General features: G+C 52.7%; 25 protein-coding genes. 14 read left to right on the top strand and 11 right to left on the bottom strand.

Annotated features, from left to right (window positions below; all coding sequences use genetic code 11):
* Positions 1-50 precede the first annotated feature (50 nt).
* Both ABKW30_RS12205 and ABKW30_RS12200 read left to right on the top strand, forming a co-directional pair.
* On the top strand, positions 51-809 hold the full coding sequence (locus tag ABKW30_RS12205) for a class I SAM-dependent methyltransferase (protein WP_348599204.1): 759 nt from the start codon (positions 51-53) through the stop codon (positions 807-809).
* Positions 810-1817 carry an FkbM family methyltransferase gene (locus ABKW30_RS12200; protein ID WP_348599203.1) on the top strand — a complete coding sequence of 336 codons (1008 nt, stop codon included), beginning with the start codon at positions 810-812 and terminating at the stop codon, positions 1815-1817.
* Positions 1818-1838: 21 nt separating this feature from the next.
* Here ABKW30_RS12200 and ABKW30_RS12195 read toward each other — a convergent pair whose 3' ends face one another.
* Complete coding sequence (locus ABKW30_RS12195; RefSeq protein ID WP_348599202.1) at positions 1839-3326, bottom strand: carboxypeptidase M32; 1488 nt, start codon at positions 3324-3326, stop codon at positions 1839-1841.
* Between the two features lie 175 nt (positions 3327-3501).
* On the opposite strand from ABKW30_RS12195, the gene ABKW30_RS12190 reads away from it, so the two are divergent.
* The 4 genes from ABKW30_RS12190 to ABKW30_RS12175 all read left to right on the top strand — a co-directional run bounded on the left by ABKW30_RS12190 (position 3502) and on the right by ABKW30_RS12175 (position 6583).
* A complete protein-coding gene (locus tag ABKW30_RS12190) occupies positions 3502-4428 on the top strand; it encodes a Gfo/Idh/MocA family oxidoreductase (protein WP_348599201.1) in 927 nt (308 codons plus the stop codon).
* Positions 4429-4506: 78 nt separating this feature from the next.
* Positions 4507-4860 (top strand): hypothetical protein, encoded by a 354-nt coding sequence (locus tag ABKW30_RS12185; RefSeq protein ID WP_348599200.1) that lies wholly within the window; start codon positions 4507-4509, stop codon positions 4858-4860.
* Positions 4861-4889: 29 nt separating this feature from the next.
* The gene (locus tag ABKW30_RS12180; protein ID WP_348599199.1) at positions 4890-5933 is read left to right on the top strand and encodes a glycosyltransferase family 2 protein; all 1044 of its coding nucleotides are present in this window, start codon (positions 4890-4892) and stop codon (positions 5931-5933) included.
* Between the two features lie 17 nt (positions 5934-5950).
* Complete coding sequence (locus ABKW30_RS12175; RefSeq protein WP_348599198.1) at positions 5951-6583, top strand: LysE family translocator; 633 nt, start codon at positions 5951-5953, stop codon at positions 6581-6583.
* Positions 6584-6585: 2 nt separating this feature from the next.
* Here ABKW30_RS12175 and ABKW30_RS12170 read toward each other — a convergent pair whose 3' ends face one another.
* The 6 genes from ABKW30_RS12170 to ABKW30_RS12145 all read right to left on the bottom strand — a co-directional run bounded on the left by ABKW30_RS12170 (position 6586) and on the right by ABKW30_RS12145 (position 11026).
* Positions 6586-6867, bottom strand: coding sequence for a hypothetical protein (locus ABKW30_RS12170; protein WP_348599197.1), 282 nt, complete (start codon positions 6865-6867; stop codon positions 6586-6588).
* Between the two features lie 119 nt (positions 6868-6986).
* Positions 6987-8057 (bottom strand): Tim44 domain-containing protein, encoded by a 1071-nt coding sequence (locus tag ABKW30_RS12165; protein ID WP_348599196.1) that lies wholly within the window; start codon positions 8055-8057, stop codon positions 6987-6989.
* Positions 8058-8169: 112 nt separating this feature from the next.
* Positions 8170-8841, bottom strand: a complete 672-nt coding sequence (locus ABKW30_RS12160) for an HAD family hydrolase (protein WP_348599195.1) — start codon at positions 8839-8841, stop codon at positions 8170-8172.
* Between the two features lie 99 nt (positions 8842-8940).
* A complete protein-coding gene (locus ABKW30_RS12155; protein ID WP_348599194.1) occupies positions 8941-9714 on the bottom strand; it encodes a molybdopterin-binding protein in 774 nt (257 codons plus the stop codon).
* Positions 9711-10595, bottom strand: a complete 885-nt coding sequence (locus ABKW30_RS12150; protein ID WP_348599193.1) for a cytochrome b/b6 domain-containing protein — start codon at positions 10593-10595, stop codon at positions 9711-9713. Before ABKW30_RS12150 ends, ABKW30_RS12155 begins: the two co-directional genes overlap by 4 nt.
* A gap of 92 nt (positions 10596-10687) precedes the next feature.
* Positions 10688-11026 (bottom strand): pentapeptide MXKDX repeat protein, encoded by a 339-nt coding sequence (locus tag ABKW30_RS12145; protein WP_348599192.1) that lies wholly within the window; start codon positions 11024-11026, stop codon positions 10688-10690.
* 252 nt (positions 11027-11278) lie between these two features.
* Here ABKW30_RS12145 and ABKW30_RS12140 point away from each other — a divergent pair, with 252 nt between their 5' ends.
* Both ABKW30_RS12140 and ABKW30_RS12135 read left to right on the top strand, forming a co-directional pair.
* A complete protein-coding gene (locus tag ABKW30_RS12140; RefSeq protein WP_348599191.1) occupies positions 11279-11833 on the top strand; it encodes a sigma-70 family RNA polymerase sigma factor in 555 nt (184 codons plus the stop codon).
* Positions 11820-12461: a DUF1109 domain-containing protein gene (locus ABKW30_RS12135; protein WP_348599190.1), complete on the top strand. Its 642-nt coding sequence runs from the start codon at positions 11820-11822 to the stop codon at positions 12459-12461. The genes ABKW30_RS12140 and ABKW30_RS12135 overlap by 14 nt, the downstream gene beginning before the upstream one ends.
* Before the next feature lie 6 nt (positions 12462-12467).
* Here the strand turns inward: ABKW30_RS12135 and ABKW30_RS12130 are convergent, their stop codons facing one another.
* The gene (locus tag ABKW30_RS12130) at positions 12468-13577 is read right to left on the bottom strand and encodes a Gfo/Idh/MocA family oxidoreductase (RefSeq protein ID WP_348599189.1); all 1110 of its coding nucleotides are present in this window, start codon (positions 13575-13577) and stop codon (positions 12468-12470) included.
* A 126-nt stretch (positions 13578-13703) separates the two neighbouring features.
* Here ABKW30_RS12130 and ABKW30_RS12125 point away from each other — a divergent pair, with 126 nt between their 5' ends.
* From ABKW30_RS12125 to iolB, 6 genes are all read left to right on the top strand, one after another.
* Positions 13704-14546, top strand: coding sequence for a MurR/RpiR family transcriptional regulator (locus ABKW30_RS12125; RefSeq protein WP_348599188.1), 843 nt, complete (start codon positions 13704-13706; stop codon positions 14544-14546).
* 121 nt (positions 14547-14667) lie between these two features.
* Positions 14668-16608, top strand: a complete 1941-nt coding sequence (gene iolC / locus ABKW30_RS12120) for a 5-dehydro-2-deoxygluconokinase (RefSeq protein WP_348599187.1) — start codon at positions 14668-14670, stop codon at positions 16606-16608.
* A 74-nt stretch (positions 16609-16682) separates the two neighbouring features.
* Positions 16683-18533, top strand: a complete 1851-nt coding sequence (gene iolD, locus ABKW30_RS12115) for a 3D-(3,5/4)-trihydroxycyclohexane-1,2-dione acylhydrolase (decyclizing) (protein WP_348599186.1) — start codon at positions 16683-16685, stop codon at positions 18531-18533.
* A gap of 31 nt (positions 18534-18564) precedes the next feature.
* Positions 18565-19449 (top strand): myo-inosose-2 dehydratase, encoded by an 885-nt coding sequence (gene iolE, locus ABKW30_RS12110; RefSeq protein ID WP_348599185.1) that lies wholly within the window; start codon positions 18565-18567, stop codon positions 19447-19449.
* A complete protein-coding gene (locus ABKW30_RS12105) occupies positions 19446-19667 on the top strand; it encodes a DUF3329 domain-containing protein (protein ID WP_348599184.1) in 222 nt (73 codons plus the stop codon). Before iolE ends, ABKW30_RS12105 begins: the two co-directional genes overlap by 4 nt.
* A 3-nt stretch (positions 19668-19670) precedes the next feature.
* Positions 19671-20468 (top strand): 5-deoxy-glucuronate isomerase, encoded by a 798-nt coding sequence (gene iolB, locus ABKW30_RS12100; RefSeq protein ID WP_348599183.1) that lies wholly within the window; start codon positions 19671-19673, stop codon positions 20466-20468.
* A gap of 53 nt (positions 20469-20521) precedes the next feature.
* On the opposite strand, the gene iolG is transcribed toward iolB, so the two are convergent.
* The 3 genes from iolG to ABKW30_RS12085 are packed head-to-tail and all read right to left on the bottom strand — an operon-like array spanning position 20522 to position 24176.
* Entirely contained in the window at positions 20522-21511 is a 990-nt protein-coding gene (iolG, locus tag ABKW30_RS12095) for an inositol 2-dehydrogenase (RefSeq protein ID WP_348599182.1), read from the bottom strand.
* A gap of 51 nt (positions 21512-21562) precedes the next feature.
* Positions 21563-22576, bottom strand: a complete 1014-nt coding sequence (locus ABKW30_RS12090; protein ID WP_348599181.1) for an ABC transporter permease — start codon at positions 22574-22576, stop codon at positions 21563-21565.
* Positions 22577-22634: 58 nt separating this feature from the next.
* Positions 22635-24176, bottom strand: a complete 1542-nt coding sequence (locus tag ABKW30_RS12085) for a sugar ABC transporter ATP-binding protein (RefSeq protein WP_348599180.1) — start codon at positions 24174-24176, stop codon at positions 22635-22637.
* Positions 24177-24202 lie beyond the last annotated feature (26 nt).

Here is a 24202-nt window from a genome sequence, read left to right as displayed (position 1 = left end):
CAAACAACCTTAACTTTCGAAAATAAGCTGAATGGATCAAGGGGCATTCCATGCGCGACACAAATGAAGACTGGGAAAAGCTGGCGCAGGACAACGCCTATTGGGCCGTGCTCACAGAAGACCAGTTCAAATCGAAAAAACTGACCAAAAAACATACGGACGAGTTTTTCGCTACAGGAAGGGCTGACATCGCTAACTTGACAGCCCTTGTCAAAAGCCTGATTCCAGAATTCAAAGTCCCAACCGAGTCGATCATTGATTTCGGCTGCGGTGTCGGGCGATTGCTGATACCTCTGGCAGAACAGGCAAAAAGCGCTATCGGCATCGATATCTCCGAAACGATGCGGAATATTGCCCTGAAAAATTGCACCAATCGCAAGTTGAAAAATGTGCGGTGCGTTGAGTCTCCCGAAGTTCTTATCAAGGAAGGCGTCAAGGTTGATTGGCTCAACAGCTATATTGTTCTCCAGCACATCGAACCGCGCCGCGGCTATTTCATAATCAATGACCTATTGCAGTGCGTAAAGAGTGGAGGTGTGGCTTCCCTCCATATTCCGCTATTCAAGACAGCAAACCGCACTGAATATTATAACGACCGGATGATGTATTTCCGCAATGATTACTACAAGAATGAAACTGTTTTCATTGACCGGGATAATTACGATCACCCCGATATCCAGATGTACGATTATGACGCAAATACCGTAATGGCGCTCTTCCACAAAAACCAGATGACCGACGTACATCTGCTTCATGATCGCTCAACGACCGGTATCCACGCTTACTATTTTATAGCGCGACGAGCTTGAATGACTGATCTTGGGGATATTCTGAATTGTTATAAATTTATTCTCGGACGCGAAGCCAACTCCGAGGAAAAAAAGATCATCTCCGATAATCTGTCGGCGCTATGTGAAATCCCGCTTGAGCAACACCGGAGAAAATTCTTCTCTTCTCCTGAATTTCATCATCGCCACGCCGAGATTATCTTCAATAATTTTGTGCAGAAAAGTGTCGAACTGCTGTTTGAGACAGAGAACAATTTCAAGATATACCTTGATCTGCGTCAGTATCACATGACGTTTGGTATTTTCAGTGGCGGGTACGAGAAGTTCGACATCGACATAATGAAAGCCGTTACACCGGACAACGGCATATTCTTCGATGTAGGGGGTAACGTCGGTTATTATTCACTTTCGGTTGCCACGAAACCAGGGTTTACGGGCAAAGTGGTTGCGTTTGAACCACTGCCTCACCTTTGGGACCTGTTCAGCAAATCCATCATCGAAAACAAGCTGGCGAAAACCGTCAAAGTGCACAAATTGGCTCTCGCAGATCAGCCTGGTACAATGGAGCTTAATACAGCGGAGCATACGGTCAACGCCGGCGCTACAAGTCTCGTAGCCGGGTCAGCCAATACGAAATCCGAACGCAGCACAAAAGTGGAAACCTTGGATAGAATTGCAAAAGGGCTGAATCCGGATTCTATCAAGGTCGACATTGAAGGCGCTGAGGGCCTGTTTTTTGAGGGCGCACAGAAAACAATCCCCGCCTCAAATCCTACCATGCTTATCGAGATCAACCGCGATGTCCTCGCCATTCTGTCGAGAACCACCCCCGGAAAACTATTCGATAGATTGGCTGGGTGGAATTATCAGATATGGGAAGTTCTCGATGGCTCTGTCAGACGATTGCCAGACACCCGGGCAATCGACGCGGCTTTTCCTTCGGGACGAGTCGCTAACATTCTGGCTATACATCCAGATCGAAAAAAAGAGATTGCCAAGCGCTTGAAATCGCTTTCCCTCCCGCTCTGACGACAAGATTGTTTGGGATAGTCAAGCGCTTCCATATCTGCGGCGCAAATGCCCGATGAAGTGGCTCGCCTCAAGCTTTTCTCCGGTCGCACGCTCCAGCAAATCAGGCGTTGACCACCGCGATGCCTGTGACCAGATTTTATCGCGGCGCCAATCATTGATCTTTGAAAAATTGCCTGCAGCAAGGTCCGTGTCTGCGTCCGGATGCTCCTTCGTCAGCGCCGCCCATTGTTGAGCAGCCATCATTGCACCAAGTGTGTATGACGGGAAATAACCAAAAGCACCGGCCGCCCAATGCACATCCTGCATCGGGCCATCGCCCGGAATATCTATCGTTGAAAGCCCGAGATATTCGCGCATTTTCGCGTCCCACGCTTCGGGAATATCCGAGGTTTCGAGTCTGCCCGCAATAATATCCTCTTCCAACTCATATCGCAGGATAACGTGCAACGGATATGTCACTTCGTCCGCGTCGACGCGGATCAGTCCCCGTTCGACATAATGTACATGCGGCAGAATATCTTCCAGAGACCACGTTTCACCCAGATGCTTTTCGATAACTGGCAATGCCCATTGCCAGAATGCCGGATTCCGGCCTAATTGCTTTTCAACGAAGAGGCTTTGGCTCTCGTGCATGGCCATGCCACGCGCCTTGCCGAGTGGCCAATGCGACCATTCTTTCGGCAGGTTCTGTTCATAAAGCGCATGCCCTGTTTCGTGCAGCACACCCATGAGCGCTGAAAGGAACTCACTGGTGTTGTAACGTGTGGTGATGCGCACATCGGTTGGAACGCCGCCGCAAAACGGGTGATGCGAGACGGCCAAACTCCCATGCGCCAGATCAAAACCCGTTGCAGCCATCATTGCCAGTCCAAGGTCGCGCTGCTTTTCAACCGAATAGATACCAGACAAAGCTTTCACTGGGCGTTTGGCTACCCTTTCGTCTTGTACGGCCAAAGCCTCAGGAACAAAGTCCTTGAGGAAAGCTTTCAACTCGGAAAAAACCGGCCCGATACTGGCCGTTCTCGTTCCAGGATCATGTTGCTCGATCATTGCATCATAGGGTGTAAGCTTTAAAACATCCGCACGTAGGGCTGCCTCCTCTCGTGCCAGAGAAACAACGCCATCCAGTGCTGGCAGAAAACCCGCCCAGTCATTCTTCGCCCGCAAGTCCCGCCACAATTGTTCACAGCGCATGCGAGCATTGGTCTGTCGCTCGACAAACTCGACCGGCAGACAAGTCAGGTTTGTGTAATGTCGCCGAAACTCCCTCACGGCTGCCTGCTGCTCCTCGCTCAGCGTTTGTGCTTCAGCGTCAGCAATCCAATCCGCAATTTCTGGAGCGGTTGCCTGCCTATGATACATTCCTGCAAGCGCTGACATTGCTTCGGCGCGTTTTTCACCACCACCAACTGCCATATGCGTCGCTTCGTCGGCGCCAAGAATTGCCAGCGCATGTTCAAGAGCTTCAAGCTTGCGGCCTAGATCATCGATTTTCTGGAAAGACATTCTGTTTCCTGCAGGACTGATTCAAGAGAGAGCCGAGAGGACTTCAAATTTTGTCAGAGTGCAAGACGCAAGTCCGGTTCTCTCATATTGCATCGGGCCCGATTCGGCATTACGTCTGCAAACAAATGAGCACGCCCTGCGCAGCAAGTGGCGGCGAAAAATAAAGGACATGGCCATGCCTCCCATCAATCTGGCAATCGTTGGCGTTGGCAAGATTGCCCGTGACCAGCATCTTCCATCGATAAAAGGCAATCCCGATTTCAAGCTCATAGCAGCGGCAAGCCGTAATGGCACAGTGGATGGCATCGCCAATTTCACCACGATGAAATCCATGTTCGAAGCTATGCCTGAGATCGATGCAGTATCGCTCTGCATGCCGCCGCAATTTCGCTACGAAGCCGCTTATGAAGCAATATCTGCCGGCAAGCATGTATTCTTGGAAAAACCTCCGGGGGCAACCCTGAGCGAGGTAGCAAGCCTTGAGCAACTGGCAATCGAAAATAGCGTCTCGCTATTTGCCAGCTGGCACTCGCGCTATGCAGCCGCCGTCGAAGCGGCAAAATCCTTCCTCGCATCCGCGACACTGCAAAATGCCCACATTGTCTGGAAAGAAGATGTCCGGCATTGGCATCCCAATCAGGATTGGATCTGGCAGGCAGGCGGCTTGGGTGTGTTTGATCCGGGTATCAATGCCTTGTCCATCCTGACGCATATCATGCCAACTCCAGTCTTCATAAAAAGCGCGACGCTGGAATTTCCAGAGAACCGGCAAGCACCAATTGCAGCCGATCTCAAAATGACAAGCGCCAGCGGAATACCAGTCCATGCTGAATTCGACTGGCGCCAAACAGGCAAACAGACCTGGGACATCACGGTAGCAACAACCGATGGCCAGATGGTTCTTGTCGACGGTGGTTCAAAACTTACCATCGATGGCAAGTCCGTCGAGGTTCCGGAGCAATCCGAATATGCGGCGCTCTATCATCGTTTTGCCAACCTGATCAACGAGAGGCGATCGGATGTCGACATAGCGCCCCTACGGCACGTGGCGGACGCATTCATGCTCGGTGAACATATCTTTGTCGAAGCCTTTAACGATTGAAATTTTAGTTGTAACGCGCCGGTGACTGTTTTGGTGTATAAGCCGCGCCACTACTCATTGCATGCATAAGGCCCCCTGATGGAACCCACCGAACCGGAACAGATTGATGAAGATGCAAACTGGGAAGCGCTGACCAACTTTATTGAAGAATCGGGCATCAACATTGATCGTGGGCAGCGTTGCCGTTTTGATGCGCTGGTTTCATTTCGCAGCGACCGGAACGTGGATGAACAAACCCGCGTACATATCAGCTTCCGCGACGATGACGTTTCGGCAATTCGCTTTGGTGAAGCGGGTCAGCTTAATCCGGTCTTTGTTCATACGGAGTTCCGCATGACATCTTCCATTATCAAGTTCGAAAATAGTGAACTTAAAATCATGGGAACATCACCCAAAGTTGGCCGCTATAAAGTGCGGATCCTGCCCAATTAAGCAATAATCAATCCGGAGCTGGAACCCGCATGGATCCCAAGAAATATCCCGTTCAGGATGCTGCAGTCTGGCAGGAACTCGAGCGGGTTTCACTATATCGCTCACTCAAAACACATTTCCGGCACATTCAGAAAACCTTGAAGAATCTAGGCAAAAAACCGGACTCCAAGCTTCGACAATATACCGGTTCTTTTACCCCTTTGACGCAGCACGACCTGCCGTTGATTTGCATCGTCAGAAACGCGAATAATTACATCAGGGCGTTTCTCAAGCATTATCGGGAACTTGGCGTTACACGGTTTATATTTGTCGATGACCGGTCTGACGATGGGACTCTGGAAGTCCTTTCAGGAGCCGACGATGTCGATCTTTATGTATCTGACAAGACGTATCAGACCACTGCTCTGGGTGCCCACTGGCGCGATGCCTTGCTTGCAATTTATGGGCGCGACCATTGGTACGTATCAGTAGATGCCGATGAATTTCTTGTTTTTCCCGGCTCGGAAACGCGCAACATAAAGGCGTTCATTGGTGATCTGGAAGCCAAGGGATATAGCCGGTGTCTGGCAATGATGCTTGATACCTATCCACCCGGCGCCCTTGACGCGGTAGAATTTCACGATGACGGCAGGAATTCACCTTTTGCGGTCTCGTCACATTTCGATGGTGACAGCTACACGATCAAGCATGAGCGCTTTGGAACGGCTGTTCGCGGCGGCCCGCGAAAACGACTGTTTAATCGTGACATGCGCCAAGTGAAATTTCCGCTATTCCATGCTGACAAGGCAACAGACTACCGGCGCGGCAGCGTCCATGGTCTTGGACCTGTCATCCGTAACTTTGTACCGGTAACGTCTGTTTTGCTGCACTATCGCTTTTCCGCGCATTCAGTGGCAGAGTTTAAAAAAATAGTGAAAGTCGGCGGACATGCCGGAGGCTCCGCGCACTACAGCGCGATATTGGATTCGCCGGAGTTTTCCGAGAGTTTTTCTCTCGCCTATGATGGCTCTGCCCAGTACAAGGATAGTCAGGATTTGATTGATCGCGGTTTCATGATGGATCTGCGCACCTAGTAGTTGGAGCACGTCAAATGCCATCGCTTGAAATCTTCATCGCTTTTCTGGCAACAACGGCTATCTTTGCTTTCATACCGGGCCCGGCAATGCTTTATGCAGCCGCCCAAACGATTGCACGTGGCCGCTGGTCCGGACTTATGGCGTCACTTGGTATTCATCTCGGCGGCTATGTTCACGTCGTCGCGGCAGCAGCGGGTCTATCCATGCTTTTTCATGCCGTACCGCTGCTCTATATGGTGGTTAAGTTTGCCGGAGCTGTCTATCTGATCTGGCTTGGAATATCGCTGTTCCGCACCAAGGCACAAGGCGAGATCGCGCCAGCTGGTTTTGAACACAAATCTGGCAGACGTGCCTTTTTTGAAAGTATCACTGTCGAGGTCCTCAATCCTAAGACCGCCATCTTCTTTCTGGCTTTCTTGCCCCAGTTCATTGATCCTACCGCCGCTTTTCCTGTCTGGGTGCAGTTCATGCTGCTTGGAACTATCGTCAATATGATATTCTCTACGGCTGATCTGATGTGCGTATTTCTGGCTGGTGCTGTACTCGGCAGATTACAGCGCTCAAGTCGTGCTCAGAAGTTGATGCAACGTGCTGGCGGCACCATTCTGGTTGGCCTGGGCACGCATCTCGCTTTACAAAAGAGCTAATCTTAAAAGAACGTCATCCCGCTTTGGGTAATAAGACTGCGATTATCGAATGCGAGCGGTGGGACATCGTTACAGCATTGAACAAGTAACGTGCTCAGCCATGGTTCGTCAGCATAACCTTGTTTTGCCCGGATCGGCCCGGTCAACCTTAATGAGGCGATCATACGCGCCTCGTGCTCACTCTCGGCACGTACCCAGCAAGTTTCGCGTATTCTTGATGCATTCCAATGGATGTGAAAGATAAAATACTCAGCTGGCTCAAGCCTGAAGAACAGCAAATTCATTTGTGAAACTCCCCATTTGGGAACCCAAACGGGGAGACTGAAACAAAAGTTCTATCACTTAAGGTAACGGGGTAGCTCCATTCGTTATGGAACCACGCCGCATCTGATTAAGGCTTTGATCAGGCAGCATCCTGAATGGCCGCAAGCTTCCATTCTTTGCCATCCTCGCGCACGAACGTCCAGATTTCCGTAGTCTGGCTTGGCTCGCTTTCATCGCCGTTGATCACGCGCCCCGTCGTCCGGTCGAGCATGGCATCAATGCTTGAATACCTCAAAGCTGCGGTGGCATAGTCCATGTTGTCTTCGGCCCAAGCCTCGGCAATATCACTCTGGAGCAACTTCACGTCAGAGACACTGTTGCGCAGGCCATCGGTAGCATTCTGGCCCAATTCTTCGGCAAGATAAGACATTGCTTCCGGCGTGGTAATCTTCCGCAACGTGCCATAATCTTCCTTGCCGTAAGCCGTCTGAACTTCTGTCAGCAAAGCTTCGAAGCGATCAAGATCGTTTTGCGTTAAGCCGATTTCATCTTCAGGCACTGTTTTTCCGGGCTGCTGCGCTACATAACCTGCAGCTGCACTCCCGGAGCCAAAACCGGTATTCGTGGACTTATTGTGGTTTGATCCCGATCCGATTGTAGGAACACGCATCGAAGATGACGATGCTGGCTGATCGTTAAAGGCATTGCGACCGAAAGCTTGGCCGGCAGCGCCTGCCGGAGCCATCGAAGCGGTCTGCCGCGAGCGGAAGAAGCGCAATGCCAGCATGACAACGCCTGCGATCAGTGCAAGCTGGATCAACATTCCGAACATACCCGCCATACCACCGAAACCATTTCCGAGAAAGGCACCGATCAAACCGCCAACCAGAAGTCCGCCGATAAGCGACCGGCCCATCCCACCAAACAAGCCACCGGGACGCTGCTGCTGTGCGGCTTGCGTCTGCGCCGCGCCTGGCTGTGCCTGTTGACGCGGTGTCATTGTGCGTTCGATAGGAGCTGCATTGGTCGGCGCTGTGCGTGTCGGTGCAGGCGCTTGAAATGTCCGGGTGCCACGACTGCCAAACCCGCCACCGCCTCGCCGCGCGTCAGCTTCGTAGACCGCGCTGAGGGACACGGCCAATCCGATAACAAGTATCGCGGCGATCCTGCTGAGGGTGGCCCAACTGAGCTTGAATAGTACGAGCGGCATGCAAATCTCCTCAATATGCATCATGTGACGTTTCGTGACACATATGGGAAAAGATCACGGGAATTAAAAGGAAATCGCGCCGAATAATTACAACGCCGAACAGTTTTCTTTCTCAGGCAGTTTTCACAATAGAGAGTCGCCCATCCTGCACTGACCGAAAAGTTACATTTTCATAGTCAGGGATGGTTGTATGTGTCGTCTCGACAGGGTGCTTGTGAGTAGCGGTAATGACCATGACATCGGCTTTAGCTGCATCTCCGGCAAGGATACCGGCCGTCGCGTCCTCAAAGACAAGGCAGTCTGAAGCATCCACGCCAAGCTTGCGTGCACCCAGAAGATAACAATCAGGATTTGGCTTGCCGATTTTGACATCCTCAGCAGTGACAAGCGTAGCAGGTACAGGAATTCCAGCAGCGGCAAGTCGGCGCTTTGCAAGTTCGAGAGGAGACGATGTTACAATTGCCCATTTTTCAGGTGGCAGACTTGCCAGAAAAGATGCTGCACCGGGAAGCGCCATGACGCCTTCGACATCCTTTATTTCATCTTCTGTTATTTTGGCAGCTTCCACTTCCGGGTCAACGCCCGGCAATCCCAGACGCCGGATCGTATCGATAGCCCTGACCCCATGCATCGTTGGCATGAACGCCGCAACGTCCAAGCCGTGGGCTTCAGCCCATTTGCTCCATACGCGCTCTGCCGCCACGGTGGAATTCAGGATGGTGCCATCCATGTCAAACAGGAAGGCTGCATAGTTTTTATCGAAGACGGAAGAGGCTGCGGACACGAAAAATCTCTCTTTCAGATTGTTTCGCCTCTTATGTCAGATGATTATCCCGGGACAAAGTGTAGGAACCGATTTTTCGACCAAGCGCAATGCGATTTCTCAGATACCGGCATACCACTCATATCCTCGATCCTCCCAGAAACCGCCCTTGCCGGAGCCGATGTTCTTGAAACTGTCAACGAGTTCGATCCGCATGAGATATTTGGCGTGTTTGTAGCCGAGCTGACGTTCGACCCGCAGGCGCAATGGCGCGCCGTGTGCAATCTCCAGATCCTTGCCATTCATACCGTAGGAGAGGATCGTTTGCGGATGCCACGCATCCACCAAATCAATGCTCTCATAATAAAGACCGCTGCCATCAAGTGACTGCTCGTAATCGTCGGCACAATGAAACACTGCGTATCGCGCGCCGGGTGCAAGACCAACCTGTTCCAGCACCAGCCCAAGAGGCACGCCCGTCCATTTACCAATTGCGCTCCAGCCTTCCACACAATCATGGCGTGTAATCTGCGTACGTGATGGCATGGCTTTCAGATCGGCCATGGAAAAGCTCTTCGGCGTTTTGACCATACCGCCAACCTCAAGGCGCCAGTCCGCAAAATTGGTGTCGATCAGGCGTTTATAGACATCTGTCTCAGGCATCTGTGTCCCGTTAGCCTTGAATACGGGAGACATATCCGCTTCGGTATATTCTCGGGCCAGTTGCTGGCCGCCCAAGAGTAAGCGCTGAGCTTTCATTGAAAGCCACTCGCCTTTTTCCAGAACCGCATTGACACTTGGGCTTCGCACCATTGCATCGCAACCGGTCAGAATTCCTGTTGCAGCAACGCCAGAGCCAATGAGAAAACGCCGGCGTGTGAGATCGATGCTCATTTGGACACCTCCCCTTTCGAAGCAGGGGCCGGGTCAACCTTGATCGCATAGTAGCCTGTGATCATCGAGCGCAGATTATTCCATACACCTGATATAAGGACCATGATGACGTGAACCACAACGAAGGCAACGATCAGAGAAGCAGTGATGAAATGAATTGTCCGGGCGGACTGACGGCCACCGAAAACATCAAGCAGCCAAGGGAAAATGGCATTGAAACCTGGGGACATCGTAAGGCCGGTTAATATCATTAAAGGCAACAGGATGAAGCCTACCCCGACATAAGCCAGCTTTTGGAGCGAATTATAGCGGCGCGCCTCTTCCCCTTTTGGAAAGCGCAGGCGGGCATGTTCAGCAATTTCATGAGCAAGATGTTTGGGTGTCAGCTCTGCCCGGGTGGGCAAGAGGTCACGGCGGAAATGTCGGGAGACCATACCATAAAGCATATAGACGAAACCATTGATCACGAAAAACCAGGCAAAGAAGAAGTGCCAGCGTCTCCCGGTCGCAAGATCCTGATAGCTCGGTATCGTCAACCAGGATGGAAATGCCCGGGGTGTCAGTTCACCGTCCATCTTTGACGCACCGAGCACTCCGGTCGTGGTGAATTGAAATGGTCCGATTGTCGTCACGCCCTTCATACTGTCTCCATCGGCATAAGCTTCAATGGATAAAAAGGCAGGATCAGGCAAAGCATCAGCGCCATACTGCCCCCAGTACAGATGCGGATGAGCATTGAATATCTGCAGGCCACTCATCAACAGGAAGCTCAGGCACAGTACATTAAGCCAATGCGTAATACGTACCGCAAGCGAATGACGGTAGAACAGAACCTTCTTTGGCTTTTCGTTCAGGGCAGTGCCGGAAGTGCCACTAGTCATTTGAGCCTCCACGGGCCTGTTGTCGGATGTCGCGGCCTCCCCCCATCTGGGGAGAGACATCGTCATGGCCGCAGCAATTTGTTGAGCCTATATTAGTTTGCTGCTGGAGCCATTGCATCCGGCTTTTTCTTCATAGGCTTCATGGCATCACCTTTCATCGCGTCAGTCTTCATGGCGTCTTTCTTCATCGCATCCGGTTTCATGGGATCAGATTTCATAGCGTCGGTTTTCATGGCATCAGTTTTCATGGCGTCGCCCTTCATGGGATCAGCCTTCATTGCATCTTGTTTCATGGCATCTGGCTTCATGGCGTCATGTTTCTTGACCGGCTCACTTTTCATGGCGTCCTCGGCACTCCCGAGACTTATTCCCGCAAGACTTGTGGCGGCAACCAGGGCGACAAGCGCTACACTACGTGTGAAAACATTCATTGGACTTCTCCTTGGGTTATTCAGACACGATGAAACGTGCTTCAAAGTTTCGGATGCCTTTGACATCCACATATGCGGCTAGCTGTTGGCCGGTCACATCAAGACATACGAACGGGAGTGGAAATTGGTTACAGAAATCACGGATTGGTGATCATCAGCTGCAAGTTTCTGCGTTACGCCATTGACGTTCAGTTGCCTTGCATCTCAATTGTAACTTTTCCGGCTCTCGCCCGAATAAGGAATTGAAACGGAGTGCACTCTGTCGAAACGCGATTGAAAGAACTGATGCTTGCAAGTCTTGCGGGCGATGCGCGCAGCTACGCCATTCTGTTGAATGACGTTGCAAAGCATCTGCGTCTTTATTTTCTGCGTCGGCTGGCTGAGTCTCACAAGAGCGACGCCGACGATCTGGTGCAGGACACATTGATGGCATTGCATACAAGGCTGGCGACATACGAGACGGACCGCCCATTCACAGCCTGGCTGCATGCGATAGCGCGATACAAGCTGATCGATCATTTCAGGCGCAATAAAATTCGGGCAACAGTGCCTTTGGATGATGCTGACGATCTTATCCCGGTCGACTATTCCGATCCAGCGACAGATCGGATGGATGTGGAAAGTCTGTTGCAATCAGTACCCGAGAAATCACGAGATTTGATTTACCGGACGAAGATCGAGGGGCAGTCCATAGCGGAAGTTGCGACAAGCACCGGGCTTTCGGAATCGGCCGTAAAGGTTGGCATTCACAGAGGCATCAAAGCGATCGCCGCAAAATTGAAAGGACGTGCGCATGACAACGGATGATTTGATTGCACGTCTCGCAGGCGACTTGAAACCCGTGTCACGTACAGCCGTCGCGAAACGGATTGCCATTGGACTTGGAGTAAGTTTCGTTGCCTCATGGCTTCTAATGGTCTGGTGGCTCGGTATGCGGCCCGATCTCATGGAAGCTTCCGCTACCATGCCGTTCTGGGGCAAGCTTGCCTATACTCTGCTTCTGGCCGTCATTGGTGCATGGGCCATCAAGCGTATCGCCTATCCGGCTGGCAGTATCTTCATCAACCTCATCTTGATGACAGTCGCGCTTTTTGCATTCGGAATACTTGCTGCGGGGATATTCGCCATGGCGCCTCCTGAGGATCATTATGCGTTGCTGACGGGTAAATCACTTGCAGTATGCACGTTCAATATCGTCGTACTGTCGATGCCTTTGCTCATAGGCGCATTCTGGGTTTTACGCGGGTTGGCACCGACACGCCTGACGCTGGCAGGGACCGTGGCCGGGCTTGCCTCAGGCGCTATTGGGTCATTGATATATTCATTCCATTGCACCGAAAGCGCCATACCCTTCATTGCGATCTGGTATACTCTGGGTGTATTGGTGCCCGGCCTCATTGGCGCGATAACCGGGCGATTTGCTCTCAGGTGGTAGGCTGACCTATCGCACGTCAACCCAATGCTGATCGTTGAACGAGCGGGCCATGGCATGAACCGTCCGCTCTATTTCCAGCCCGTCGGCGAATTCAATCAGATGCGCTGGCTGACCTTCGATCCGTTTGATCAGCTCATGGCATTCGATGATCTTCAGATCATTGAAACCCAGGCCGTGGCCCGGCGCGGGAATAAACCTGCCATAGGGTTCATGATGTGGCGCAGTCAGTATGGTGCGATAACCCTGTTCCGTTGGGCGATCCGACGTCACATAAAGCTGGAATTCATTTGCGCGTTCCTGATCAAACAGGATCGAACCCTTCGAGCCGAATATCTGCAATGCAATGCGGCCCTTGCGGCCCCAGGCGGAACGATTCACCTGTAAGGTACCTGCCACGCCGTTTTCCATATGCATCAGCACACTGGCACTATCATAGGTTTCGACAGCACGGCTTGAGCCATCCTGTGTCTTGCGACTCGGATAAGGCTTTGTCATATCGCACATCACACGCGATACACGCCCGAAGAGCGTGAAAAGCAGGGATAACGGATGCACGGCAAAGTCATCAAGCGCGCCATAACCGGATGTCGCCTCGTGTTTCCAATAAAACAACGCATCCGGATCAGCCATGAAGTCCTCATCCATCTCAATGCGTAGATGGTTGACATCCCCGATAATCTTCTCATCCAGCAGCTTGCGGATATGACGGATTGCCGGTCCCTGCGTGTAATTATAGCCGAGTGCCGCCACTTTACCTGATTGCGCTGCCGCGGTCGCCATGGCTTCCGCCTCTGCAAAAGCCGGTGCCATCGGCTTCTCACACCAGATATGTTTACCGGCTTTCAGAGCCTCAATGGCCATTTCAGGATGAAACTGGTTTGGTGTGGTGATCGAAACGACATCGACCTGCGGGTCATTGATGACTTCGCGCCAATCGCCGGATGCTCTGCGAAAACCGAACTCGCTTGCGCGTTCGACAGCAAGGTTTTCATTCGCTTCTCCCAGATGAACCAGCGATATATCGGGACCATCACCGAAGACGGCGCGAACCGAGTTCCACGCCAAAGCGTGGCATTTACCCATGAAACCAGTCCCGATCAGTCCAACACCCAGCATCGACTCTTCTCCAGTGCTTGCGAATATTGAATGAAATAATCTATAACAAACAAAAATGGAATAACTGATCCACTTTGATATAAATATTTTGCTTTGTAAGATAGGGGGATCAGGGGAACGATTCGGATGGGTAATATGGAAAATGGAGCGGAGTTGCCGCGAGACTTCGACGCATTGCGAAGCCTGATCCTTGAACGGCGGGATGTACTGCCAAAACGCTTGGCACAGATTGCCGCGTACGCACTGAGCAATCCGGACGAAATTGCCTTTGGCACCGCCGCCAGCATCGCGAGTACGGCAGGCGTGCAGCCTTCTACCCTCATCCGCTTTGCCCAGCATCTAGGTTTCGATGGCTTTACCAGCCTCCAATCAGTCTTTCGCGAGCGCCTGCGCGAACGACAGATTTCGTATGAGGAGCGCCTTTCCGCTCTGCATGGCGATATGGACGGCGTTTCAAAAAACCGCGCCATCCTCAACGGTTTTCTCGCTGCAGCCAGTCAATCAGTCGAAACGATCTCACGGCAGGTTGAAGATGAGGTGCTGGACCGCGCAGTCGATATTCTGGCGGGTGCCGAAACAATCTATCTTTTGGCCCGCCGCCGCTCCTATCCCATCACTGCCTATATGGCCTATGCTTTTGGAAAGCTGAAAATCCGCAACCAATTGATTGAATCGACAGCCGGCATCGATCCCGAAATCCTGTCCTTTGCCAGTCCTGCAGATGCAGCCATCGCGATCAGTTTTTCGCCATATGCATCAGCCACCATTGAACACGCGGCTGCACTGGCAGCGCGCAACGTGCCTGTTGTGGCAATTACCGACAGTGCCTTTTCGCCCCTCGCCCAATCGGCAAAAGTCTGGTTCGAAGCGGCAGAGGGAGATTTCTCGGGTTTCCGATCCTTGTCCGGGACTATGGCGCTTGCAATGGCGCTGACTGTCAGCGTGGCGGAACGTCGACGCAGCATTTGAACCGCTGGAATATTAAAAAGAATATACATTCCATATTGACGATTTGATAGAATTATTATTTCATATGGAGAAATTCCCTCTGTTTCGGCACGGGAAGAATAATCAATATCGGGAGGACGACATGGATAGAACTGATAGCGCCAAGCCCCTTGGCAAGCCGCTAGATGTCATCACTATCGGCCGCTCATCAGTAGACCTATATGGCCAACAAATAGGTTCACGCCTTGAAGACATCACTTCATTTGCAAAATCCGTTGGCGGCTGCCCCGCAAACATCGCTATCGGTACGGCGCGGCTTGGTCTGCGTTCGGCTCTACTTTCCCGCGTTGGTGACGAGCAGATGGGGCGCTTCATCCGCGAACAGATGGTGCGCGAAGGCGTTGCCACAACGGGCGTCATCACCGACCCACAGCGTCTATCGGCATTGGTCATTCTGTCAGTCGAAAATGACAAGAGCTTTCCGCTGATCTTCTATCGCGAAGACTGTGCTGACATGGCCCTTGAAGAGAGCGATATCGATCCCGAATTCATAAGCTCAGCCCGCGCAATCGTCGTTACTGGTACGCATTTTTCCAAGCCGAAGCCTGATGCTGCTCAGCGCAAGGCCATTCGACTGATGAAAGAGGCGGGCGGAAAAGTTGTATTCGATATCGACTACCGGCCAAATCTCTGGGGCCTTGCTGGCCATGGCGATGGAGATAGCCGCTATATAGCTTCTGACGCTGTTTCAAATCACCTCAAGACCGTGCTGGCCGACTGCGACCTCATTGTTGGTACCGAAGAGGAAGTCCTGATTGCGTCCGGTGAAGATAATCTACTGAGCGCGCTAAAGACCATTCGGGCGCTGTCAACGGGAACAATCGTTCTCAAGCGCGGACCGATGGGTTGTATTGTTTATGAGGGAGCAATTTCCGACGATCTCGAAGATGGCATTGTCGGGAAAGGTTTTCCGATTGAAGTGTTCAACGTTCTTGGAGCAGGTGATGCATTCATGTCGGGCCTGCTTCGTGGTTGGCTCGGTGGAGAATCCCTGGCGACTGCGGCAACATGGGCAAATGCCTGTGGAGCATTTGCCGTTTCGCGTCTGCTCTGTTCGCCGGAGATACCAACTTTTACAGAACTGCAATTCTTCCTCGAGCATGGCAGCACGCAGCACGCTTTGCGCAAGGATGAGGCGATCAACCACGTCCATTGGGCGACCACACGTCGCCGCGACATTCCGTCAATGATGACGTTCGCCATCGACCATCGCGTTCAACTCGAAGAGCTTGTCAAAAAGCTGGGCATCGATATATCGAAAGTCGGTGAGTTTAAGGAATTGGCCGTCAAAGCAGCCGCAAAAGTCGCGGACGGCCGTGGTGGTTATGGGATGTTGCTCGACGAGAAATTCGGACGAGAAGCGATGTTCGAGTTTGCCCGCCATAATTTCGACTGGCTCGGACGCCCGGTAGAGCTACCCGGTTCTCGCCCGCTGCGTTTCGAATTCTCTCAAGACATTGGCTCGCAATTGGCCGAGTGGCCCGTTGACCATTGCATCAAGTGCTTGTGTTTTTACCATCCGGACGATCCTGCCGACCTGAAGCTGGAGCAGCAACAGAAGCTGCGCACTCTTTTTGAGGCAGCCCGCAAGGTCGGGCGCGAATTGCTGATCGAGATTATAGCGGGTAAGCATGGCCCTCTCGATGACAACACCATTCCGCGGGCGCTTGAAGAACTTTATACGCTCGGCATCAAACCCGATTGGTGGAAACTTGAGCCGCAGGCTTCAGCAACAGCGTGGAAGAATATCGAAGCGGTCGTTGAGAAGAACGATCCTTGGTGTCGCGGAGTTGTCCTGCTCGGGTTGGAGGCGCCGCACGATGAGCTGGAAGCAGCTTTCGGTGCTACCGCAGACGCACCGATTGTCAAAGGTTTTGCGGTCGGCCGGACAATTTTCATGGACGCAGCGGAAAGTTGGCTCTCAGACAAACTGTCCGATGAAGCTGCTATCAATGAAATGGCGGATCGTTTCGAAAAATTGACCAGGGCATGGCTTGCCAGCCGCAACGCAAAAGCGGCATAGCAAGAGCAATTCCAGGAAAAGTGGAACCGGTATTCCATCCGCAATAGCGGCAAAATATCCGGGAGGAGATTGATATGAGCAATACCATACGCCTGACGATGGCGCAGGCACTGACGCGTTTTCTGACCGCGCAAATGACCGTCATTGACGGCAAGGAAGTGCCGATCTTTGCCGGTGTCTGGGCGATCTTCGGTCACGGCAATGTCGCTGGTATTGGTGAGGCGCTGTATCAGGTTCGGGACGAGTTGCCTACATATCGCGCCCATAACGAGCAAGCCATGGCACATGCCGCCATCGCCTTTGCAAAGGCAAGTTTTCGCCAGCGTATGATGGCGGTAACAAGCTCGGTCGGACCGGGCGCGACCAATATGGTGACTGCTGCTGCCCTCGCTCACGTCAACCGCTTGCCGCTTCTTTTGCTTCCCGGCGATGTCTTTGCAAATCGGGTGCCAGACCCGGTTCTGCAACAGGTAGAGTCTTTCAGCGATGGCACCGTCTCGGCCAACGATTGCTTCAAACCGGTCTCACGCTATTTCGACCGGATCACCCGCCCCGAACAAATCATACCTGCCCTTGCGCGCGCCATGACTGTACTCACTGATCCGGCGGAATGTGGCCCGGTTACGCTGGCGCTTTGTCAGGACGTACAAGCAGAGGCCTATGATTACCCGGAAAGCTTCTTCGACAAACGCGTTTGGGCACAACGCCGCACTCGTCCTGATCGCAATGAGCTTGCCGCTGCTGTCGCAGCTCTGAAATCTGCCAAGAAACCCTTGGTTATCGCCGGTGGTGGTGTGACCTTTTCACAGGCTTCGAAAGAACTGGCAGACTTTGTGGAAGCTGCAGGCATCCCGGTCTGTGAAACACAGGGCGGCAAATCTTCTCTGCCCGATACTCACCCGCTTAATATGGCGGCTGTGGGTGTCACGGGAACTTCTGCGGCCAACCGGCTGGCGCAGGAAGCTGATGTAATCGTCGCTATCGGCACGCGCCTGCAGGATTTTACAACTGGTTCGTGGTCACTATTCCAGAACTCCGCCAAGACTTTCATCGGACTGAACGTTCAAACCTTCGATGCAGCGAAGCATCGCGCACTACCGCTGGTTGCCGATGCGAAAGAAGGGCTACTCGAACTCTCTGCCGCATTACAAGACTACAAGGCTCCGGAAAGCTGGACTGAGAATGCGAAATCCGGCAAAGCCGAATGGCAAATAGCCGCCGCGAAAGTGACGGGGCCAACCAATGCAGCCTTGCCTTCCGATGCACAGGTAATCGGCGCTGTTCAACGCACATTCGGGGCGGAAGCAACCGTTCTTCACGCCGCAGGCGGATTGCCGGGCGAAATGCACAAACTATGGCAGGCAGGTGCGCCCGGCACCTATCACGCCGAGTACGGTTTCTCGTGCATGGGTTATGAGATCGCTGGTGGCCTCGGAGCAAAAATGGCCAAGCCTGACAGCGAAGTCGTCGTTATGATTGGCGATGGCTCATATCTGATGTTGAACTCGGAAATTGCCACCTCTGTCATGATTGGCCAGCGCATCACCATTATGCTGCTCGACAATCGCGGCTATGGCTGCATCAACCGGCTGCAAATGGGCACAGGCGGCGCAAACTTCAACAATCTGCTCAAGGACTCCAAGCACGAAGTCTTGCCGGATATCGATTTCGCCGCTCACGCCCGCAGTCTCGGCGCAATCTCGGAAAAGGTTGCCTCGATTGCCGAGCTTGAAACGGCACTAACCCGGGCGAAAGACAATGACCGCACGACAGTTATCGTCATTGATACTGATCCTTTGATTTCCACGGAAGAAGGCGGAACATGGTGGGACGTCGCTGTTCCGGAAGTCAGCCAGCGCAGTCAGGTCAACGCGGCACGCAAGGATTACGAACAAAAATTGAAATTGCAGCGTGTCGGTGACTGAGCTGCCCACCAACAACCAAAGGAACTGAAGAATGATCCGTATCGGGGCAAACCCAATCGGCTGGTCGAATGACGACATGCTGGAAATCGGCGGCGATATTCCGCTGGAAACCTGCCTTGAGCAGGCAAAGGCAGCCGGCTTCACCGGCATGGAGCTTGGTAACAAATTTCCACGCACCGCTGAAAAATTGCGCCCGATACTCGACGCCTATGGCCACAGCCTTGTCAGCGGCTGGTATTCAACCGAGCTGCTGGTGCGCGATGTGGATGCAGAGCTTGAGGCTGTCAAAGCTCATGCAACGCTCCTGAAGGATATGGGCTGTACAGTTTTGATCGCGGCTGAGACTTCCAACGCCATCCATTCCAACAAGGAGTTGCCACTTTCGGCGCGTCCAGTCCTGCTGAAATCCGCCTGGAACGTTTTTGGCGAGCGCTATACGCGTTTTGCGGAAGCGATCAAGCAAACTTACGGCCTGCAACTGGTTTATCACCACCACATGGGTACAGTCGTTCAGACTGAATCCGAGATTGACCGCTTCATGGAAGTTACAGGTGACACAGTAAACCTTCTGCTGGATACCGGACATGCCACTTGGGGTGGCGGCGATCCGGCGCGTCTGGCACGCCATTACAAAGCCCGTATCGGCCATGTTCATTGCAAGGATATTCGCGAAGACGTGATGTGGGCCTCCAACCGCGAAGACTGGTCTTTCCTCGATAGTGTTCTGGCTGGCGTTTATACGGTTCCCGGTGACGGTATGATCGACTATGTTCGGGTTCTCAAGGAACTCAAAGGCTATAGCGGCTGGGTCGTTGTAGAAGCCGAGCAGGACCCGACGAAAGCCGATCCGGCAACGTACTCCAAGCTTGGGCACAGCAATCTCAGCCGCTTCATCAAGGAAGCAGGACTTGCGTGACTAAAGATTCAAACCATCCATTCTTCCGCCCATTGTGGCGCAGAGTTGCCGTCGTGGCATTCTGCATCGCGTGGGCTATTTTTGAGTTTGTCACCGGAACACCGTTCTGGGGCATCATCGCACTGGGCTTTGCAGGATATGGAGTTTGGCAATTCTTCATCATCTACGATGCGTCGGAACCAGTTCCACCGGCGGACATTAACGTCGAGAAGGAGTGATCCATGTCAAAACTGCTGATCAAGGCCATAGACGGTACCGGGCACATAGCCAAGGTAACGCCTGAAAGTGCCGGATGGAGCTATGTCGGATTCGATCTGCACCGGCTGGAGAGCGGGCAATCATTGTGCGGGAAAACTGAAGACAAGGAAGTCTGCCTCGTCTTTGTGACCGGCAAGGGCAAGGTGACAGCCAATGGCGAAGAACTCGGCCTTCTTGGTGAACGCATGTCCCCGTTCGAAGGCAAGCCTTGGTCGGTCTATTTGCCCCAAGGCTCTGACTGGTGGATATCGGCAGAGACGGATGTAGAACTTGCGGTCTGCTCTGCACCTGGACTTGGCGGTGGCCTGCCAGTTCGCATTATATCACCCGACGATCTCGGTCAGGAAACACGCGGCAAGGGTACCAATACCCGCTATGTTACCAATATCCTGCCCGAAAATGAGCCAGCGGATTCGCTTCTTGTGGTTGAAGTGATTACCCCCGGTGGGCACACATCCAGTTATCCTCCGCACAAGCATGATCAGGACAATCTTCCGGCTGAATCCTATCTGGAAGAAACCTATTACCATCGCTTCAACCCGCCACAAGGCTTTGGTTTCCAGCGTGTATACACGGATGATCGTTCGCTGGATGAAGCCATGGCTATTGAGGATGGCGATGTTGTCATGGTGCCCAAGGGCTATCACCCCTGCGCTGCCTGCCACGGCTATGACCTGTATTATCTCAACGTCATGGCGGGGCCGAAGCGGACGTGGAAATTCCACAATGCCGCAGAGCATGAATGGCTGATGGCCCGTTAGGAAATAACTGCGATTACCCTCCTCTCAAGGAGGATAATCGCAACAAGCTGTAATCAAACAGTAATCGTCTTGCCTTCTTTCACTGACCGCAAAGCGGCTTCAGCGAGCGCCAATGCGATCAGACCGTCTTCACCGCTTGGAGCGGCTTTCTTTCCAGTCGCAATACCTTCAATGAAAGCAGCAATTTCATTTGCATAAGCTTCAATGTAACGCGTCATGAAGAAGTCGTGCAGAGGTGGCCGCGTGTAACCATCGCCATTGGCGATTTCAATGGAAACAGCGCGCTGGTTTTCTGCCGCAACCATACCTTTGGAGCCATGCACTTCTATGCGCTGATCATAACCATAGGTCGCACGACGCGAATTTGAAATGATGCATTGCTTGCCGGACGCTGTTGAAAGGATGACGCTGACACTATCATAATCACCAAGTTCGCCAATCTTCTTGTCTACGAGTACCGACGCATGAGCGGTTACTGCGACCGGATCTTCGCCAAGCAGGAAGCGCGCCATATCGAAATCATGAATCGTCATATCTCGGAAAATGCCACCTGAACGCGTGATGTATTCAGCGGGAGGAGCACCGGGGTCGCGTGATGTAATTGTGACCATTTCCACGTCACCAATCGCACCGTCATCGATCGCTTTGCGAACCGCTGCAAAATGCGGATCGAAGCGGCGATTGAAGCCAACCATCAACGTTGCTTTGGTTTCCCTGACCACAGCAAGGCACTCTTCAACACGTTTCACATCAAGGTCGATTGGCTTTTCACAGAATATCGCCTTACCAGCGCGCGCAAAACGCTCGATAAGGTCGGCATGCGTATCGGTTGGCGTACAGATGATGACGGCATCGATATCATCGGCAGCCTCAATCTCTTCGATGGTCCGAATCTCACAACCATATGCTGCAGACAGATCTTTCGCGGCCTGTTCGAATGCATCGGCAACAGCAACAAGCTGCGCCTGCGGGTTCGATCCTATTGCCTTGGCGTGAACCTTGCCGATGCGGCCCGCACCGAGCAGACCAAAACGTACAGTCATTTCATTACCTCTTGGAAGAAAGCCCGGGATGATCCCCGGGCGTTACAGATTTCAGACTTTTCTCTTTTTCTGGCGATACACATCGATGACAACGGCTGCAACGATAATGATGCCTTTGATGATTTCCTGATAATAGGCGTCGACCCGCAGGAAGGTGAAACCGGAAATCATCACGCCCAGAATGATCGCGCCGATGACGGTGCCTGTGATGCGACCGATACCGCCCGTCAATGACGTTCCGCCAATAACAGCCGCCGCGATGGCATCAAGCTCGTAGGTCACGCCCATGCCGGATTGTGCCGTCTGCGCGCGGGCAGCAGTGACAATCCCTGCAAGCCCTGCCAAAAGGCCAGCAACAGCATAGACCTTGATCAGGTGCCGCTCGATGTTGATACCTGAGACGCGCGCCGCCTGCATATTGGCACCAATGGCATAGGTGAACTTGCCATAGCGGGTATAGCGCAATGCGATGTGAAAGATCAGGGCCACAAGGAGAAACACCACAACCGGCCAGATACTGGTTCCGATGAAATTGAACTGATCGGTCAGTCCGGAGATCGGCGAGCCCTTCGTATACCACTTGGCGACGCCACGAGCAGAAACCATCATGCCCAGCGTCGCTATGAACGGAGGTATCTTCGTTTGCGCTATCAGCCAGCCGTTTATAATACCGGCCAGCAACCCGATACCGAGACCGATGGCAATGGGAATGATGAATGGCAAATCCGTAAGACCCGGATAAACCGGGCGTGCCCAAGTGGAGGACTGTGCGAAACTCGCCGCTATCATTGCGGTCATACCAACAACGGAACCCGAAGAGAGATCGATACCGCCTGTGATGATCACCTGCGTGACCCCAACTGCGATGATGCCAATAACCGAAACCTGCAGGATGATGATGCGCAGGCGTTGTGTATTCATCAAAAAGCTTTGTCCGGCAAATATCCAGCCAAGGATTTCAAAAACCAACGCAATCCCGATCAACACCAGAAGAATGTTGACTTCGGGTGGCAGCCGCCGGCTTCGGCGGGAAGTGGCCGTTACAGTTGCTTGTTCACTTGTCATTATAAGTTTCCTCCCAATATTCCAGATAGCGCCGTCGGGCCCTTAAAGCTTGACCTGATTACTTGGACGCCAGTTCCATTACCTTGACCTGCGTCGCTTCGGCTCTGTCGAGAAAGCCTGTTACCCGGCCCTCATGCATCACCATGATCCTATCACTCATGCCCAGCACCTCGGGCATCTCCGATGAAATCATGACGACCGCGACACCCTGTCTTGCAAGCTGTGTCACAAGACGATGGATTTCCGCTTTGGCACCCACATCAATACCGCGTGTCGGTTCGTCCAGAATAAGAATCTTCGGATTGGTAAGCAGCCACCTACCAATCAGCACCTTCTGCTGATTGCCGCCGGAGAGGTTTTCGATCTTCTCCTCAAGGTTCGGCGTCTTGACACGCAAAGTCTGGCTCATCTTCTCGCAAGCATCCGATATCTGCTTTGCCTGCACGAAACCAAACTTCGTGAAACGGTCCTGGAGTACCGCTATCTGCATATTCTCAAGAATATCAAGGATGAGCAGGCAGCCTGTTTCCTTGCGGTCTTCTGTCAGGAACGCCATACCGTAGCCAATCGCCTGGTTTGGCGTTGTAATCTTCACCTCTTTGCCATTGATGGAGATTGTCCCGCTCGTGGCCGGGGTAACGCCGAAAACGGTTTCCGCCACATTGGAGCGCCCGGAGCCGACGAGACCGGCAATGCCAAGAATTTCCCCTGCCCGCACGTCAAAAGAGACATCGCGAAAGACGTTTTTCAGTGAAAGGTCTTTCACCGAAAGGACAATGTCACCGATTGGCACTGTTTCTTTCGGGAACATCTGCGTGATTTCGCGTCCGACCATCATCTTGATGATGTCGTCGCGGGTCACATCGGTGGACGCATGAGTGCCGATGTAGCGTCCGTCACGGAACACCGAAAACTCGTCGGCGATCTCGAACAACTCGTTCATCTTGTGAGTGATGTAGACGATACCGATACCTTGTGAACGCAGGTCGCGGATAATCGCAAAAAGATGCTCCACCTCGCGCTCCGTAAGCGCTGAGGTTGGCTCATCCATGATCAGCACATCGGATTCGTATGAAACTGCCTTGGCGATTTCCACCATCTGACGATTGGCAACCGATAGATCCCGCACCTGACTTTCTGGATCGAGCTTAATTTTCAACCGCTGAAAAAGCTCTGCCGTCATGTCATACATTTTGCCATGATCCACAAAGCCGAAAGCGTTCTTCGGCTCGCGGCGTATCCAGATATTCTCGGCCACGGTCATGAACGGCATCAGGTTCAACTCCTGATGAATCATGGCAATACCGTTTTCCAGCGCGTCGAGCGGTGATTTCAGGCGAATAGGCAAGCCTTTCAAGTAAACCTCGCCCTGATCCGGAATATATATTCCGGCGAGAATCTTCATCAGGGTGGATTTTCCGGCGCCATTTTCGCCCATCAGTGCATGCACAGTCCCACGCTTCAGCCGAAACTGCACATCATCCAGCGCCAGAACGCCGGGAAATTCCTTGCGGATATTTTCAACATTCAAAAGATACTCGGCCTGCGGAACCGCCCCGCTGGCGCGAACTGCTGCCATGGTTGAAGGGCTGAGTGTCATGCTCTTCTCCTCCCAGAGAGATTGGC

The sequence above is a fragment of the Phyllobacterium sp. SB3 genome (assembly GCF_040009165.1).
Lineage (GTDB): Bacteria > Pseudomonadota > Alphaproteobacteria > Rhizobiales > Rhizobiaceae > Phyllobacterium.
The sequence above is the reverse complement of the archived record's forward strand: the minus strand, read 5'-3'. Positions and strand labels throughout refer to the sequence as shown.

Bases quoted from the DNA above. Each gene is read 5' to 3' on its own strand.
- ABKW30_RS12205 (WP_348599204.1), top strand. From the start codon at position 51: ATGCGCGACACAAATGAAGACTGGGAAAAGCTGGCGCAGGACAACGCC.
- ABKW30_RS12200 (WP_348599203.1), top strand. From the start codon at position 810: ATGACTGATCTTGGGGATATTCTGAATTGTTATAAATTTATTCTCGGA.
- ABKW30_RS12195 (WP_348599202.1), bottom strand. From the start codon at position 3,326: ATGTCTTTCCAGAAAATCGATGATCTAGGCCGCAAGCTTGAAGCTCTT.
- ABKW30_RS12190 (WP_348599201.1), top strand. From the start codon at position 3,502: ATGCCTCCCATCAATCTGGCAATCGTTGGCGTTGGCAAGATTGCCCGT.
- ABKW30_RS12185 (WP_348599200.1), top strand. From the start codon at position 4,507: ATGGAACCCACCGAACCGGAACAGATTGATGAAGATGCAAACTGGGAA.
- ABKW30_RS12180 (WP_348599199.1), top strand. From the start codon at position 4,890: ATGGATCCCAAGAAATATCCCGTTCAGGATGCTGCAGTCTGGCAGGAA.
- ABKW30_RS12175 (WP_348599198.1), top strand. From the start codon at position 5,951: ATGCCATCGCTTGAAATCTTCATCGCTTTTCTGGCAACAACGGCTATC.
- ABKW30_RS12170 (WP_348599197.1), bottom strand. From the start codon at position 6,867: ATGAATTTGCTGTTCTTCAGGCTTGAGCCAGCTGAGTATTTTATCTTT.
- ABKW30_RS12165 (WP_348599196.1), bottom strand. From the start codon at position 8,057: ATGCCGCTCGTACTATTCAAGCTCAGTTGGGCCACCCTCAGCAGGATC.
- ABKW30_RS12155 (WP_348599194.1), bottom strand. From the start codon at position 9,714: ATGAGCATCGATCTCACACGCCGGCGTTTTCTCATTGGCTCTGGCGTT.
- ABKW30_RS12150 (WP_348599193.1), bottom strand. From the start codon at position 10,595: ATGACTAGTGGCACTTCCGGCACTGCCCTGAACGAAAAGCCAAAGAAG.
- ABKW30_RS12145 (WP_348599192.1), bottom strand. From the start codon at position 11,026: ATGAATGTTTTCACACGTAGTGTAGCGCTTGTCGCCCTGGTTGCCGCC.
- ABKW30_RS12135 (WP_348599190.1), top strand. From the start codon at position 11,820: ATGACAACGGATGATTTGATTGCACGTCTCGCAGGCGACTTGAAACCC.
- ABKW30_RS12130 (WP_348599189.1), bottom strand. From the start codon at position 13,577: ATGCTGGGTGTTGGACTGATCGGGACTGGTTTCATGGGTAAATGCCAC.
- ABKW30_RS12125 (WP_348599188.1), top strand. From the start codon at position 13,704: ATGGGTAATATGGAAAATGGAGCGGAGTTGCCGCGAGACTTCGACGCA.
- iolC (WP_348599187.1), top strand. From the start codon at position 14,668: ATGGATAGAACTGATAGCGCCAAGCCCCTTGGCAAGCCGCTAGATGTC.
- iolD (WP_348599186.1), top strand. From the start codon at position 16,683: ATGAGCAATACCATACGCCTGACGATGGCGCAGGCACTGACGCGTTTT.
- iolE (WP_348599185.1), top strand. From the start codon at position 18,565: ATGATCCGTATCGGGGCAAACCCAATCGGCTGGTCGAATGACGACATG.
- iolB (WP_348599183.1), top strand. From the start codon at position 19,671: ATGTCAAAACTGCTGATCAAGGCCATAGACGGTACCGGGCACATAGCC.
- iolG (WP_348599182.1), bottom strand. From the start codon at position 21,511: ATGACTGTACGTTTTGGTCTGCTCGGTGCGGGCCGCATCGGCAAGGTT.
- ABKW30_RS12090 (WP_348599181.1), bottom strand. From the start codon at position 22,576: ATGACAAGTGAACAAGCAACTGTAACGGCCACTTCCCGCCGAAGCCGG.
- ABKW30_RS12085 (WP_348599180.1), bottom strand. From the start codon at position 24,176: ATGACACTCAGCCCTTCAACCATGGCAGCAGTTCGCGCCAGCGGGGCG.